6 protein-coding genes are annotated in these 16139 nt (G+C 74.2%); 2 read left to right on the top strand and 4 right to left on the bottom strand.

The window, feature by feature from the left end:
• Positions 1-99 precede the first annotated feature (99 nt).
• Positions 100-438, bottom strand: coding sequence for a 3'-5' exonuclease family protein (locus BKA00_RS07290; RefSeq protein WP_185024193.1), 339 nt, complete (start codon positions 436-438; stop codon positions 100-102).
• Between the two features lie 66 nt (positions 439-504).
• Entirely contained in the window at positions 505-798 is a 294-nt protein-coding gene (locus BKA00_RS07295; protein WP_185024194.1) for a hypothetical protein, read from the bottom strand.
• A 363-nt stretch (positions 799-1161) separates the two neighbouring features.
• On the opposite strand from BKA00_RS07295, the gene BKA00_RS40785 reads away from it, so the two are divergent.
• A complete protein-coding gene (locus tag BKA00_RS40785; protein ID WP_185024195.1) occupies positions 1162-1794 on the top strand; it encodes an excalibur calcium-binding domain-containing protein in 633 nt (210 codons plus the stop codon).
• Between the two features lie 5 nt (positions 1795-1799).
• On the opposite strand, the gene BKA00_RS07305 is transcribed toward BKA00_RS40785, so the two are convergent.
• Entirely contained in the window at positions 1800-2576 is a 777-nt protein-coding gene (locus BKA00_RS07305; protein WP_185024196.1) for an Fpg/Nei family DNA glycosylase, read from the bottom strand.
• Between the two features lie 24 nt (positions 2577-2600).
• The gene (locus BKA00_RS07310) at positions 2601-3911 is read right to left on the bottom strand and encodes a salicylate synthase (RefSeq protein WP_230299066.1); all 1311 of its coding nucleotides are present in this window, start codon (positions 3909-3911) and stop codon (positions 2601-2603) included.
• 116 nt (positions 3912-4027) lie between these two features.
• Between BKA00_RS07310 and BKA00_RS07315 the strand changes: the two genes are divergently transcribed.
• Positions 4028-16054 (top strand): non-ribosomal peptide synthetase, encoded by a 12027-nt coding sequence (locus tag BKA00_RS07315; protein WP_185024197.1) that lies wholly within the window; start codon positions 4028-4030, stop codon positions 16052-16054.
• Positions 16055-16139: the final 85 nt, after the last annotated feature.

The following is a 16139-nucleotide window of genomic DNA, read 5'->3' on the forward strand; positions in this document are numbered from 1 at the left end:
AGATAACCGATGGCCTTCGACCCGTGCGCGCACCGAACCCGACGCGCTGATCAGAACCTAACCTGCCCCGGGGCCCTCCGCACCTGAATATCGGTGGCACTACTCGCGCGGGTGCCCGGCCCAGCCGACCAGGTTGTGGAACAGTTCTGCCTGCTCGATCGCATCGTCCAGCGCGTTGTGCGTGTGCGGTCGATCGGACAGCAGCGCGGCGGGCATCTGGCGTTTGGTCGACCGGGTGATCGGAGCGCCGGCCTTGGTGGCGTACATGCTCTTGAGATCCAGGTGCCGGGAGTGCCCGAACGGAGCCCCGCCCTGGGCGAATCTCGTCCAGTACCAGTACAGGAACATCCAGTCGAAGCCGAGCGGATAGGCCACCAGCGCCGGCGTGGCTTCCAACGCGCCCGCCACCGCTGCCACCCAGGCAGCGGCGGCGTTCATCGCCTCCCCCGGATCACGCCCCTCGACGGCGAGGCGGTCGCGATCGAGACCGCTGACCGCCAGCGGTCACGTCAACGTCGCGTTCGGGTTAGGCCTGCTTCTGATCGAAGGGTCCGTGGCGACCAGGACAGAGGGACGAGACCCCAGACGGCCATCCTCCTTGAACACGACGGGAACGCCCCCTGCGATCGCGTACGAGATGTCCCCGCCAATAATGAACTCACGCGCCCCGACGCCGAAAACATAGAATTCATCATTCTCGACTATCAGGCGATCGTCGAGACAGAATGTCCCGTGTGTCCACCCGGGCTCGAAATGCGCAAGGATGAGTTCGCGAGCCTGCTCATAGGTCACGGCCATGGCCTGTCTCCATATGTCGGCGAGTAAATGATCCGAGAAACGGATGTGTCTGCTTGCAAGGCGGGAGGGGAAGCCGCGCCTCCGGGATGCCGCAACCCATGCGAGCGCACCGAGTGGCCCCCGCTGGACACCGGCACGCTCGCGACCAAGTCCCGCGACTACCAGGGAGGCGCTCTTGGGTGCGGATTGACCAACTTCTACAGGTTGAGGACAGTTGATCGCCCGGGGCACGTAGGCCTGCGCCCACGCGACCTGGCGAAGTATTTGCCCACTTTCGAGTCCTCCTCTATTTCCGTATGACCCATTCGGCGGTGTGGTGGAAGAGAGCGATGCGGCAGAGGCCTCTGCGAAGGGTCATTCGCGATGCCTGGACGATTCAGACCGGTACGGGCCGTCGAACGTGTGTATCTCGGTCCTCCTACCCATTCCGCTCACCGTCGGGCTTTGCGGGCTGTGCTACTCGGAGCGCTGACCCTGCTTCTCGCAGCGCTCATCATCGCTCCCTTGCTCACATCGCCGTCCCAGCGAGCGCAGCACCAGGGTCAAACTCCCTCTGCTGCTTCGTCTGGATCGCAAGGTGAGTCTCCGACGAGCGCCGCTCCCAGTGGTCTGCCGCAGCCGAAAAGGAAGGCCACCGTCCCTTCTACCAGTTCAGCATCGACCGCGCCCGAGGGGCCGCGCACGTCCCGCAAGGTGGCTTCACCGCGCCCCACGACTGAAGAGCCACCGGTCACTCAAGAACCGAGTCCAACGGAGACGCCGCCAGCGGAAGGCCCACGAGCCGGGGGGTCGTCGGGCGAGGAGACGCCCAGTGAAGAGCCGCAGCCAAGCAAGCAGCCGGACTCGGATCTCGATCCCCGGTTCGGCACCTGCAAGGAGGCCAACGCCCACGGCTACGGCCCGTACGTGAAGGGAACCGATCCTGAATACCACTGGTACACCGATCGAGATCAGGACGGGATCGACTGCGAACCGGCCCACAGCCGGATGCCCTGAAGAGATCAGTTGGGTTGGCACGTCGGGCACCAGAGCGTTCGGCGGGCGGAGAGGCGGTGGGCTTCTAGGGGGGTGCCGCAGCGGGGGCAGGTAGGGGTCTGCGTGTCTCGGGCTCCGGTTAGCCAGGTTTTTCTGGGTGGGACGCGCTCTGCCTTGATGGACGCGCGGAGGACGCGGTGCATCGCTCGGTGGAGGGTGGTGAGCTCGGAAGCCGTCAGGTCGCGGGCCGGGCGCAGGGGGTTGATACGGGCTCGCCAGCAGATCTCGTCTGCCAGGAGGTTGCCCAGGCCGGCGATGACCGTTTGGTCGGTGAGGGTCGTCTTGAGACGGCCTCGGTGGGCGCCGAGGGTGGCGGCCAGGTCGTCGCGGGAGAGGTCCAGGGCGTCCGGGCCGAGGTCTCGGAGGGTCTCGTCCGCCTCCTCGCGGTCGGCGGCCAGGTGGACGCCCTGGAGTTTGCGCATGTCGCGGAAGCGGAGTTCGCCGTCGGGGAGTTCCCAGACGACACGGTCGTGGCGATGGCGCGGCTCGTCCGGGTCGTGCCAGGTGAGCGAGCCCGTCATGCCGAAGTGCAGCAGGACGACCGGGCCGTGCGCCGGGGCGAGGAGCCACTTGCCGCGGCGGTGCGGCTGTTCGAAGCGGTGGCCTCGCAGCGCTGTGCTCAGGCGCCGGGCGGTGACTCCGCGCAGGACGCCGGGGTCGAGCACCGACACTGAGGCGACCGGCTCGCCGGTGTGCTCGGCGAGCACCCGGCGGAAGCCTTCGACGTCGGGAAGTTCGGGCATGGCGGGTCCTTACCCGCCGGTGCCTCAGGTTCGCGGGACGACGTGCGGCGCGATGCTGGAGAGCTTCTCGCAGGTCTCCTCGTATTCGCGGTCGGGGGTCGAGGCGCTGACGATTCCCGCGCCGGCGCGCAGCCATGCCCGGCCGTTCTCGGCGTAGAGGGCGCGGAGGACGAGGGCGGAGTCCAGTGCGCCGTCGTGGGAGACGGTGACGACGGCCCCCGAGTAGAGGCCGCGGCGCTCCTCCAGGCGGGTGATGGCGTCGATCGCCTCGGGCTTCGGGATGCCGGACGCGGTGACGCCGGGGAAGAGTGCGTCCAAGGCGTCCCACGCGGTGCGGCCGGGGGAGAGGGTGCCGCTGACGCTGGAACCCAGGTGCTGGACGCTGCCTCGCTCCTTCACCGTCATGAAGCCGGTCACGCGGACGCTGTCCTGTTCGCAGACCCGGTAAAGCTCCTCCTGGGACGTCCTGACGGAGACGGCGTGCTCGTAGATCTCCTTGGGGTCGGTCTCCAGGTCGTGGCGGGTGCGTGCGTCGGTGTCGGGGCCGAGGCCGAAGGCGCGGGTGCCGGCCAGGGGCTGGGTCATGACGCGCCCTGCGGAGTCGACGCTGGCGAGCACCTCGGGGCTGAATCCGGTGGCCTCGAATCCGCCCAGGTCGAGCAGGAACGAGCGGGCCGGGGTGTTGGCCTCGCGGCCCCGGACGTAGGTCGAGACGACGTCGACCGGGTGGGGGACGTCCAGGCGGCGCGACACGATGACCTTCTGGTAGAGGCCCGCGTGGATCTCGGCCACGGCCTCGGCGACGCGCGCCCGGTAGGGGGCGCCGCCGACGCTGACGTCGACCGGCGAGGGCTCGCCGACGGGGTGGCCGCCGGGCTTGGCCAGGAGTTCGGCGACCTGCTCGATGTCCGTTTCGTCTGTCCCGGTGACGGTGACGCGGCCGTTCTCGGCCCGCACCTCGGTGCGGGGGACGACCAGGTGCGCGAGACGTCCGGAGGGGCGGGCCGCGGCGCACTCGAAGGCGATCCAGCCGTAGGCGTTCCAGGCGGGCAGGGGCGCGTCGGCGAACGCGCGGCGGAGCGCGTCGGCGGGGCGTCCCGTCCAGGGGCGGGTGACCGGAGCCTGGCCCGGCCAGTGGGCGCGGACGGCGCCGGCGTCGAGGACGACCTCGGCCAGCACGCCCCCCGCGAACGTCCATGAGCCGGGCCGCTCATAGACGACGTAGTCGCCGAAAAGGCCCGATCCGGCCAGGCGGGCCATGAGGGCGAGCGGCGCCGAGGCATGCTCGACGACCAGCTCGACGGGGTTCGCATCGGTGCGCAGACCAGTGGACAAGGCAGCTCCCTTTCGCGGCCGGAAGGTCAAACTTAGGTAAGGCTAACCTTGCATGATTTTTATAGGCAAGGCTAACCTAACTCGCGGTGGCGAAGCCGACGACGAAAGAGTTGAGCGTGGAGCAGACGACGGCGGCGCGGCGGCGCGAACTGATGCGGCGGATGATGGCCGAGGCCGGACTGGGCGCGGACGCCGCCCGGCTCGCCCCCCGAGGATCGGACGGACCGGCTCCCCTGTCCTACGCGCAGCAGAGCATGTGGCTGCACCACCGCGCCTTCCCGGACAGCCCCGCCTACAACGTCTGCCTGCTCGTACGCATGTCCGGCCCGCTCGACGCCGAGGCCCTCCGCGAGGCGCTGCGGGCGCTGATCCGGCGGCACGCCGTCCTCCGCACCGTCTACGCGGACGGGCCCGGCCAGCGGGCCGTGCAGATCGTCACGGAGGACGACTCGCTCGACCTGGCGCCGGTCCGGTGCGCGGACGCCGACGCGCGGGCGGCGGAGTTGGCGGCGCTCCCGTTCGACCTGCGCGCCGAGCGGCCCGTCCGGCTGGAGCTGCTCAGGCTCGCCGAGGACGAGCACGCACTGGTGCTCGTCGTGCATCACATCGCCTGGGACGGTATGACCTGGGGTTCGCTCTCGCGCGACCTCTCCGCGCTCTACCGCGCCGCCCTCACCGGTGCCCCGGACGGGCTGCCACCGCTCGGCGTCCAGTACGCCGACTACGCCGAGTGGGAGCAGCGGCGGCCCGTCGCAGAGGACGACCTGGAGTACTGGCGGAAGCGCCTCGATCCGCCCCCCGCCCCGCTCGACCTGCCCGCGGACCGTCCGCGCGGCGCGGTCGTGTCCGAGCGCGGTGGACGGCGGGCGCGCCGCTTCGGAGACGACGTGACCGAGGGCATGCGGAAGCTCGCCGCCGAGGAGAACCTCACCCCGTACATGGTGATGACGGCCGCGTACGCGGTCCTGCTGCACCGCTACACCGGCTCCGGCGACGTGGCGATCGGCTCGTCGGTGATGAACCGCGAGCACGCCGAGGTGGAGCGGCTCGTCGGAAACTTCGGCAACACGCTCGTGCTGCGCGCCGACCTGTCCGGGACGCCGACGTTCCGGGAGGCGCTGCGCCGGGTGGGCCGCACGGTCACCGAGGCCTTCGCGCACCAGGCGCTGCCGTACGACCGGCTCGTCCAGGAGCTGAGGCCCCCGCGCGGACGGGGGCGCTCGGCGTTCTTCGACACGATGCTGCTGTTCCTCGCCCAGGAGATCGGCGAGCTGGACCTGCCGGGCGTCGCGTCGGGCTGGACGCACGTCCACAACGGCACCACGCACTTCGACCTGTCGCTGGAGGCGTTCGTCCGGCCGCATGGGATGACGGTCGAGGCGACGTTCCGGCGCGAGCTGTTCGAGCACGAGCGCATCGACGCGCTGCTGGCCCACCTGGAGACGCTTCTCCGCGAGGCGCTGGCCGACCCCGACCGGCCCATCGGCGCCCTGGAGGTCATGACCGCGGACGAGCGCGCCCTGATCGGTCAGGCGAACGCCACCGACCGCGCCCTCGCGCCGACCGACGTCGTCGCGCTGTTCGAGGAGCAGGCGGCCCGGACGCCGGACGCCAAGGCGGTGGAGGCGGGCGGCGCCGCCCTCACCTACGCCGAGCTCGACGGGCGCGCGTCGGCGCTGGCGGCAGAGCTGCGGGCCCGTGGCGCGGGGCCGGAGAGCGTCGTCGCGCTGGCGCTGCCGCGGACTCCCGATCTCGTCGCCGCTCTCCTCGGCGTCCTCAAGGCGGGTGCCGCCTACCTGCCGCTGGACCTCGACCACCCCGCCGGCCGGCTCGCCTCCATGCTGGACGACGCCCGGCCGCTCTGCGCGATCGTCACCCGCGACACCGCGCCGCTGATCCCCGAGAACGTCGAGCGCCTCATCCTCGACGACGTCCGGCGCGACGGCGGAAGCATCCGCACGGTGCCCCCGCGCCCGGACGACCTCGCCTACGTCATCTACACCTCCGGGTCCACCGGCCGCCCCAAGGGCGTGGCGATCCCGCACGGCGCGCTCACGAACTTCCTGCTCACCACGCGCGCCCGGCTGGGCCTCGGTACCGGCGACCGGCTCGTCGCCGTCACGACCGTCGCGTTCGACATCGCCGCCCTGGAGCTGCTGGTCCCGCTGACCAGCGGCGCGACGGTCGTCCTCGCCGGCCGCGCCGCGGTCCGCGACCCGGCCGCCCTCGCCGGGCTCCTGGCGGACGCGACGATCGTCCAAGGCACCCCGTCGCTGCTCGGCACCCTCGACCCGCGGGCGCTGAAGGGCCTGCGCGTCCTGGTCGGCGGTGAGGCGCTGCCACCCGCCCTCGCCGCGTCGCTCGCGGAGTCGGCGTCGCTCGCGACCAACATGTACGGGCCGACCGAGGCGACGATCTGGGCGACGTCCACCGACCTTCCCGCGGACGGCATCGGCACCCCCTTCTGGAACACGCGCGCCCACATCCTGGACGCCGCCCTCCGCCCGGTCCCGCCAGGTGTCCCGGGCGAGCTGTACCTGGCGGGCGCGCAGCTCGCCCGCGGCTACGTCGGCCGCCCCGACCTGACCGCCGAGCGCTTCGTCGCCGACCCCTCCGGCCCGCCCGGGTCCCGCATGTACAGGACGGGCGACCTCGCGCGGCGCGCCCGCGACGGGTCCATCGAGTACCTCGGCCGCACCGACGACCAGGTGAAGATCCGCGGGTTCCGGATCGAGCCCGCCGAGGCGCAGGCCGTGCTGTCCGCGCAGCCCGGCGTGGCGCAGGCCGCGGTCGTCGTCCGCGAGGACCGCCCCGGCGACCCCGGGCTGGTCGGCTACTACGTCCCCGCCGAAGACCTGGACGACGCGGCCCTGCGCGACGCGCTCGCCCAGGCACTGCCCGAGTACATGGTTCCGTCCGCCCTCATCGCCCTGGAGGAACTGCCCCGGACGGTCAACGGCAAGCTCGACCGCGCCGCGCTGCCCGCGCCCGAGGCCGGGGTGTCGGGACGGGCGCCGCGCGACGCCCGCGAGGCGGCCCTCTGCGCGATCTTCGCCGAGCTGCTCGGCGTCGAGGGGGTCGGCATCGACGACGACTTCTTCGCGCTCGGCGGGCACTCTCTGCTGGCGGCGCGCCTCGCGGCCAAGGCCCGTACCGTCCTCGGCGCGGAGCCCTCCATCGCGGACGTCTTCGAGGCGCCGACCGTCGCCGCGCTCGCGCCCCGCCTGGCCGCGACCGACGCCGTCCGCGTCCGCGACGTCGCGCGGCCCGAGGTCGTCCCGGCGTCGGCGGCGCAGCGCGGCCTCTGGCTGGAGGAGCGGCTCCGCGGCCCGTCCGCCTCCTACTCGCTGCCGCTCGGGATCCGCCTGCGCGGCCCGGTCGACGAGGCGGCCCTCGACCGGGCGTTCGCCGACGTCGTCGCCCGGCACGAGGCGCTGCGCACGCTCCTCGTCGAGGGACCCGACGGCCTGCCCGTCCAGCGCGTCCTCGCCCCGGACGTCCCCGTCCGCCTCGCCGTCGTCGACGCGCGAGAGGAGACACCGGAGGGGCGCGCGGCCATCGAGAAGGCGGCCACGGCGCACGTCTTCGACATCGGACGCGACCTCCCCGTCCGCGGCACCCTCGTCCGGACGGGCGACGCCGAGTGGTCGCTGATCCTGCTCCTGCACCACGCCGCCGCCGACGAATGGTCGTTCACGCCGCTGCTGGCCGACCTCGCCCGCGCCTACGAGGCCCGCCGGGACGGACAGGCCCCCGGCTGGGAGCCGCTGCCCGTCCAGTACGCCGAATACGCGGCCTGGCAGCGCGAGGCGGCCCCCGGCACGGCGCCGCAGCTCGACTTCTGGGAGGAGACGCTCGCCGGGCTTCCCGAGGAGACGGTCCTGCCGTTCGACCGGCCCCGCACCGCCGAGGCGAGCCGGCGCGGCGGGCTGGTGCCGTTCCGGCTTCCGGCGGCCGGGGCGCGGCGCCTCGCCCGCGACACCGGCGCCAGTGTGTTCATGGTGCTGCACGCCGCCGTCGCCGCGCTGCTCCAGCGGTCCGGCGCGGGCGACGACATCGCCCTCGGCTCCCCGATCGCCGGACGCACCGACGAGGACCTCGCCGACCTGGTCGGCGTCTTCGTCAACCCGCTGGTGCTGCGCACCGACCTGTCCGGCGACCCGACGTTCGCCGAGCTGCTCCGGCGCGTCCGGGCCGCCGACCTCGCCGCGTTCTCCCACGCCGGCGTCCCGTTCGAGCGGGTCGTGGACCGGCTCGCCCCCGAACGCTCCCTCGCCCGCAGCCCGCTGTTCCAGGTGATGATCGTCCACCAGCGGCTGGACGACGTGCGGCTCGCGCTGCCCGGCGTGCGCGCGGAGCCGTTCCTGCCGGAGACCGGCGGCGTGAAGTTCGACCTCGACCTCTACTTCGCGGAGGGCGGCGACGAGGTCGAGGGATTCGCCGCGTTCGCCGCCGACCTGTTCGACGCGTCGACCGTGGAGCGGCTGGTGGACGACCTCGGCGCGCTGCTCGCCCGGGTCACCGCCGATCCCGGCCTCCGGTTGTCCTCCCTCGGCGCGCCCGTCGAGCACCCCGACACCGCGCGAGAGCTCCCCGTCCGGACGGCCGCCGGGCTCATCGAGGCGCAGGTGGCGCGGACCCCGAACCGGACCGCCGTGATGTTCGGCGACACCGCCCTCACCTATGCCGACCTCGACCGGCGCGCCGAGGCCCTCGCCGACCGGCTCGCCGCCGCCGGGGCGGGCCCCGAGCAGGTCGTGGCGCTCGCGCTGCCGCGCTCGGACGAGTTCGCCGTGGCGCTGTACGCCGTGCTCAAGACGGGCGCCGCCTACCTGCCGATCGACCTGTCCTACCCGCCCGCCCGCATCGCCGCGATGCTCGACGCCGTCCGGCCGCTGCTGGTGCTCGGACGCGACGAGCCGCCGCCGGACGCGCCCCGCCGCGAACGCCCGGCCGTCCACCCCGACCAAACGTCCTACGTCGTCTTCACCTCCGGCTCGACAGGCACGCCGAAGGCCGTCGCCGGCACCCAGCGCGCCCTGGCCAACCGGCTCGCGTGGGGCGCCGGGCTCGCCGCGCCCGGCATCCGCGCCGCCAAGAGCTCGCCCGCGTTCATCGACGGGACGACCGAACTGCTCGGCGGCCTCGTCGCGGGCGACACGGTCGTCATCGCCGACGCCGAGACCGCCGCCGACGCCGTCGCGCTCGCCGACTTCATCGACCGCCACGGCATCGGCACCGTCACCCTGGTCCCGAGCCTGCTGGCGGTCCTCGCCGACAACGGCCTGCCCCCCTCGGTCACCACGTGGATCAGCAGCGGCGAGGCGCTGCCCGGCGCGCTCGCCGACCGGGTGCCGGCGCGGCTGGTCGACCTGTACGGGTGCTCGGAGGCCGCCGGGGACAGCCTCGTCGCCGAGGAGGGCGGGCTGCGGCCCGTCGCCAACACCCGCGCCCACGTCCTGGACGCCGCGCTCCGCGAGGTCCCCGTCGGGGAGCTGTACCTCGCGGGCGACGGGCTGGCGCGCGGGTACCTCGGCGACCCGGCCCGCACGGCCGAGCGTTTCGTCGCGAACCCGTTCGGCCCGCCCGGCTCCCGCCTCTACCGCACCGGGGACCGCGTCCGGCGCCGCCCGGACGGCGGGCTGGACTTCCTCGGCCGCGCCGACGAGCAGCTCAAGATCCGCGGCTTCCGGATCGAGCCGGGGGAGGTCGAGTCCGCGCTCGCCGCCCAGCCCGGGGTGCGGCGCGCCGCCGTCGCCGCGCACGGATCCCGCCTCGTCGGCTACGTCACGGGCGACGTCGAACCGGAGGCGCTCGGCACCGCGCTGCGCGCGCTGCTGCCCGACTATCTCGTCCCCGCCGAACTGGTGGTGCTGGACGAGCTCCCCCTCAGTCCCAACGGGAAGGTCGACCGGCGCGCCCTTCCCGCGCCCGGGCTCCCGGCGGGCGGGCGGGCCCCCGCCACCGGGCCCGAACGCGTCCTCGCCCGCCTCGCCGCGACCGTCCTCGGCCGCGAGGCCGTGGGCGCCGGCGACGACTTCTTCCGCACCGGAGGCGACAGCATCAGCGCGGCGCTCCTCGTCGCCCGCGCACGCCGCGCCGGCCTGTCGTTCACCGTCCGGGACGTCTTCCGGCTGCGGACCGTCGAAGCCCTCGCCCGCACCGCGGCGCCCTCCGAGGAGAGGGACTCCGCCGAGACGCCGGACTCCGCCGGCGGGCTCCCGCTCTCGCCGCTCCAGGAAGGCCTGCTCTACCACCTGATGCTGGCCGGCGAGGGCCGCGACGTCTACGTCCAGCAGGCCGTGGTGACGCTGTCCGGCCCGGTCGACCCCGAGCGGATGGCGCGGGCGGTGCGCGCCACGCTGGAGAAGTTCCCCAACCTCCGCGCCGGGTTCCGGACGGACGGCGACCGCGCGGTCCAGTTCGTCCCGGACGACTTCGAGACGCCATGGACGCACGCCGACGTGGCCCCGCGGGACCTGGAGGCGTTCGTCGACGCCCAGCGCGCCGCGCCGTTCGACCCCGCCGCGCCGCCGCTGATCCGGTTCGCGCTCGCCCGGCTGGCCGAGGACGACCACCGGCTCGTCCTCACCTCCGAGCTGATCCTGCTGGACGGCTGGTCCGGCGGCCTGCTCGTCACCTCGCTGCTCGGCGCCTACACCGACGCCGCCGCCGAGGCCCGCCGCCCCGTCCCGCCCTTCCGCGCGTTCCTCGACTGGGTGAACGGCCGCGACAGGGACGCCGCGGCGGACGCCTGGCGCCGCGCGCTCGACGGCTTCGACGAGCCCGCCCTCGTGCGGCCGGGCCTGGCCGGCGCGCCCGCCGACCTCGCGGGCGCCGGAGAGGTGCACCGGGCGCTGCCCGCCGGGCTCGCCGAACGCCTGGACGAGGTCGCACGGGACCGGGGCGTCACACCCGGAACCCTCTGCCAGACCGCGTGGGGCCTGGTCCTCATGGGCCTGACCGGACGCGACGACGTCGTCTTCGGCGCCTCGGTCTCCGGACGCCACCCCGACGTGGACGGCGTCGAGTCGATGGTCGGCCTGCTGTTCAACACCGTCCCCGTCCGCGTCCAGGCGGGCCCGGCGGACGCCCTCGCCGCGGTCCTCGACCGGGTCCAGGCGGCGCAGTCCGACCTGTTCGACCACTCCTTCGTCGCGCTCGCCGACGTCCAGCGCGCCACCGGGCTCGGCACCCTCTTCGACACGCTGTTCGTCTTCCAGAACTTCCCCGGCATGCCGACCGGCGGCGCCTTCGGCCCGGACGGCGACCTGCGGGTCCTCGGGCGCGAGGTCCGCGACGCCACCCACTACCCGATCACGATGGTCGTCGAGCCGGACGCCGGGCTGCGCGTCATGTACCGGGGCGACGCGTTCACCGAGGCCGAGGCCGAGCGCGTCACCGACCGCTACGTCCAGGTCCTCGGGCGGCTCGCCCAGGCGCCCGAAACCCCCTGCAACCGCCTCGGCCTTCTCCTCCCGCAGGAGCACGACCGGCTCCGGCGCGACTGGGACGAGGCACGGCACCCCGTGCCGGAGCTGACGGTCGCGGAACTGCTCGCCGAGCGCGCGGCCGAGCGGCCCGGCGCCCCCGCGCTCGTCTCGCTCCCGGACGTCCGCCTGACCTACGGCGAGCTGAACGCCGAGGTCAACCGGCTCGCGCGGCTCCTGCTGGCCAACGGCGCCGGTCCCGAGAAGGTCGTCGCGCTCGCCCTGCCGCGCACGGCGCGGATGGTCGTCGCGCTGTTCGCCGTCCTGCGCACGGGCGCCGCCTACCTGCCGCTGGAACTCGACTACCCGGCCGACCGGCTCGACTACATGCTCCAGGACGCGGCACCGGTCTGCCTCGTCTCGCACCGCGACATCGCCGCCGGCCTCACCCACTCCGGGACCACCCTGGCGCTGGACGACCCGGCGACCGCGACGGCCCTCGCCGCGCAGCCCGCCCACGACCTGGAACCAGGCGAGGCTCCGGGCTTCGCGCCCGGCACGCCCGGCAGGCTCGACCACCCCGCCTACGTCATCTACACGTCGGGCTCCACCGGACGGCCCAAGGGCGTGGTGACGCCCTACCGGGGCCTCACCAACATGCAGTTCAACCATCGCGCCAACATCTTCGACCCGGTGGTCGCGTCGGCGGGACGGCGCCTCCGCATCGCCCACACCGTCTCCTTCTCCTTCGACATGTCGTGGGAGGAGCTGCTCTGGCTCATCGAGGGCCACGAGGTGCACGTCTGCGACGAGGACCTCCGCCGCGACGCCCAGGCCCTCACCGCCTACCTGCGGCGGCACGAGATCGACGTCATCAACGTGACGCCGACCTACGCCCAGCAGCTCCTGGAGGAGGGACTCCTCGACGGCGGGCACCGGCCGTCCCTCGTCCTCCTCGGCGGCGAGGCCGTCCCGACGGCGGTGTGGGAGCGGCTCGCGCGCGCCGACGGCGTCCTCGGCTACAACCTCTACGGCCCGACCGAGTACACGATCAACACCCTCGGCGGCGGGACGGAGGACAGCGCGACCCCGACCGTCGGCAAGCCGATCTGGAACACCCGCGGGTACGTCCTGGACGCCTGGCTGCGCCCCGTCCCGCCTGGCGCGCCCGGCGAGCTGTACATCGCGGGCGACGGGCTGGCGCGCGGCTACCTCGGCCGTGCCGACCTGACCGCCGAGCGCTTCGTCGCCGACCCGTCCGGCCCGCCCGGATCCCGCATGTACCGGACGGGCGACCTCGTGCGCGTCCGCGGCGACGGGAACATCGACTTCCTCGGCCGCACCGACGACCAGGTGAAGATCCGCGGCTACCGGGTCGAGCTGGAAGAGGTCGAGTCCGCGCTCGCCGCCGAGCCCGGCGTCGGCCAGGCCGCCGTCGTCGCGGCCGAGACCGATGTCCCCGGCGTGAGGCGCCTCATCGGCTACGTCGTCCCGGACGGCTCCCGCGAGGGCGCCGCCGCAGAGCAGCTCGCCGAATGGCGGCAGATCTACGACACCGAGTACACCGAGGTCGGCACGGTCGTCCACGCCGAGGAGTTCGCGGGCTGGGACAGCAGCTACGACGGCGCCCCCATCCCGCTCGACGACATGCGCGAGTGGCGGGAGACCACGGTCGAGCGCATCCGCGCGCTCCGGCCCCGCCGCGTCCTGGAGATCGGCGTCGGCGCGGGCCTCCTCCTCACCCGCCTCGCGCCCGGCAGCGAGGAGTACTGGGGGAGCGACTTCTCCGAGCCGGTCATCGCCAAGCTCCGCGCGGACCTCGGCGGCGGCGCCGCGGAGCCCGCGCCCCGGGACTGGCAGGCGGTGGGCCCCGGCTCGCCCGTCCGCCTGAGCTGCCGGCCCGCCCACGACACCGGCGGCCTGCCCGAAGGCCACTTCGACACCATCGTGATCAACTCGGTGGTGCAGTACTTCCCCGGCGCCGCCTACCTGGAGGACGTCGTCGCCAAGGCGATGCGCCTGCTCGCCCCCGGCGGCGCGCTGTTCGTCGGGGACGTCCGCGACCTGCGCACGGTCCGCCTCCTGCACGCCGCGGTGCAGCTCGGACGCGGCGGCGGCGACCTGGACGCGATCGAGCGCGCCGTCCGCCTGGAGAAGGAGCTCCTCCTCGACCCCGCCTTCTTCGCCGCGCTGGACGTCCCCGCCCGCGTGGACGTCCTCATCAAGCGCGGCACCCGCCACAACGAGCTGACCCGCCACCGCTACGACGTCGTCCTGCGCAAGGGGGCCGCCTCCGCCCCGCCGACCCCCGCCGTCGACTGGACCACCCTCGACGATCTCAGGAGCAGGCCGGCGGGACCGCTGCGCGTCCGGGGCATCCCCGACCCGAGGTCGTCGGGCGAGGCCGCGGCGCTGCGGGCACTGCGCGCGGGGGCCTCGGCGGACGAGGCGCGCGCGGCGCTGGCCTCGGCCCCGGAGGGCATCGAGCCCGAGACGCTGCACGAGCTGTTCCCGGACGTCGTGCTCACGCCGTCCGACCGGTCCGGCCGCTACGACGCCGTGTTCGGCGGGGGAGCGGCGTGCCCGCCAGCCGAGCCCGGACGCGCGCCCGCCTCGTACGCGAACGATCCGGTCGCCGCGCGCGACCACGGCGTGCTGGCCGCGCGGGTCCGCGAGAGCCTGAAGGCGCGCCTGCCCGGGTACATGGTGCCGAGCGCGATCATGACGCTGGACGCGCTGCCGCTCACGGTGAACGGCAAGCTCGACCGGCGCGCCCTGCCCGATCCCGGGCAGGACGGAACGCGCCGCACGGGGCGCGCCCCGCGCACCCCCGTGGAGCGCCTGCTGTGCACGCTGTTCGCCGAGGTCCTGGACGCGCCGGGCGCCGGGATCGACGACGACTTCTTCGACCTCGGCGGCCACTCGCTGCTCGCGACGAGGCTCGTCGGCAGGGCGCGGGCGGTGCTCGGCGCCGAGCTCGCCATCCGCGACCTGTTCGAGGCGCCGACCGTCGCGGAACTGGCCGGGCGCCTGCACCGCGGCGCCGAGGCGCGGGCCCGGCCCCGCCTGGAACCGAGGGACCGGCCCGAGCGGGTGCCGCTGTCGTCCGCCCAGCGGCGGCTGTGGATGCTCGACCAGCTTCTGCGCGAGGACGACGGGCCCCGCGACGCCTACCACCTGCCGCTCGCGGTCCGCCTGCGAGGCGACCTCGACCTCGCGGCGCTGGAGGCGGCGATCGGCGACGTCACCGCCCGGCACGAGAGCCTCCGGACGGTCTTCGCCGAGCACGACGGGGTGCCCTGCCAGCGGATCCTCGACCCGGACGAGGCGCGGCCCGTCCTGGAAGTGGCGGCCTGCGCGCCCGAGGACGTCATCGCCAGGCCGTTCGACCTCGCCGAACAGATCCCCCTGCGGGTCGCCGTCTTCCCGGAGGGCGAGCGGGAGCACCTGCTCCTCGCCGTCTTCCACCACATCGCGTTCGACGAGTGGTCGTTCGGGCCGTTCGCCCGAGACGTGGCCGAGGCGTACGCGGCGCGGCTGGACGGCGAGGCGCCCGCCTGGGAGCCGCCGCCCGTCCAGTACGCCGACCACGCCCTGTGGCAGCGGGAGCTGCTCGGCGACCCGGCCGACCCCGGCAGCGTCCACGCCCGGCAGCTCGCCCACTGGGCGCGGGTCCTCGCGGGCCTGCCCGAGGAGATCCCCCTGCCGGTGGACCGGCCGCGGCCCGGCTCGGTCGGGCAGCGCGGCGGCACCTTCGCCGCCGACCTGCCGCCCGGCCTCACCGGCCGGCTCGGGCGCCTCGCGCGGGACGCGAACGCCAGCATGTTCATGGTCTGCCAGGCCGCCGTCGCGGCGCTGCTGCACCGCACGGGCGCGGGCGACGACATCCCCCTCGGCAGCCCCGTCGCGGGACGCGCCGAGGAGGCCGCGCGGGACCTCGTCGGCTTCTTCGTGAACACGCTCGTCCTGCGCGCCGACGTGTCCGGCGACCCGGCGTTCGCCGAGCTGCTCGCCCGCGTCCGGGAGGCCGTCCTCGCCGGGCTCGCCCACCAGGACCTGCCGTTCGAGGCGGTCGTGGAGGCGCTGCGCCCGCGCCGCGTGCCGGGCCGCAACCCGTTGTTCCAGGTGATGGTCGGGTACGAGAACCAGGGCGTCGGCGACGTGCGGTTCCCCGGCCTGGAGCAGCGGGAGGCGCTGTTCGGGCCGGGCGCGGCGAAGTTCGACCTGGACTTCATCTTCCGGGAGGGCCCGGACGGGCTGCGGCTCGTCGTCGACTACTCCGCCGACCTGTTCGACCGCGCGACGGTCGCCGCGCTGGCGGAAGGCCTGATCGAGCTGCTCGCCGACGTCGCCGACGACCCCGGCGTCAGGGTCGGCGCGCTGCCGGCCGTCCTGACCGCCCGAGCGGTGACCGCCGAGGCCTCCCCGGAGCCGGCGCGCCGGGACGACGACCGGGAGGCGGCCCTGTGCCGGATCTTCGCCGAGGAGCTCGGGGTGCCCGAGGCCGGCCCGGACGACGACTTCTTCGACCTCGGCGGGCACTCGCTGCTCGCGATGCGGCTGGTGCGGCGGCTCCGCCGGGAGCCCGGCTGCGCCGACCTGAAGATCGCGACTCTGATGGCCGCGCCGACCGTGGCGGGCCTGCTCGCCCGGCTCGCACCGGCCGGCGGGGGAGACCCGGCCGGTGGAAGTGAGACGGCTTCGCGCGAGTGAGGCGGCTCATACCCGTCCGGCCATTGCCTAGTTAGGCAAGGCTAACCTAATATTCCTGATCAACACTCCCCGGCTTCCCCGCCCC

The sequence above is a fragment of the Actinomadura coerulea genome, from assembly GCF_014208105.1.
Classification (GTDB): domain Bacteria; phylum Actinomycetota; class Actinomycetes; order Streptosporangiales; family Streptosporangiaceae; genus Spirillospora; species Spirillospora coerulea.

Excerpts from the sequence above, each read along its gene's own strand:
- BKA00_RS07290 (WP_185024193.1), bottom strand. The coding sequence starts at position 438 with ATGAACGCCGCCGCTGCCTGGGTGGCAGCGGTGGCGGGCGCGTTGGAA.
- BKA00_RS07295 (WP_185024194.1), bottom strand. The coding sequence starts at position 798 with ATGGCCGTGACCTATGAGCAGGCTCGCGAACTCATCCTTGCGCATTTC.
- BKA00_RS40785 (WP_185024195.1), top strand. The coding sequence starts at position 1,162 with ATGCCTGGACGATTCAGACCGGTACGGGCCGTCGAACGTGTGTATCTC.
- BKA00_RS07305 (WP_185024196.1), bottom strand. The coding sequence starts at position 2,576 with ATGCCCGAACTTCCCGACGTCGAAGGCTTCCGCCGGGTGCTCGCCGAG.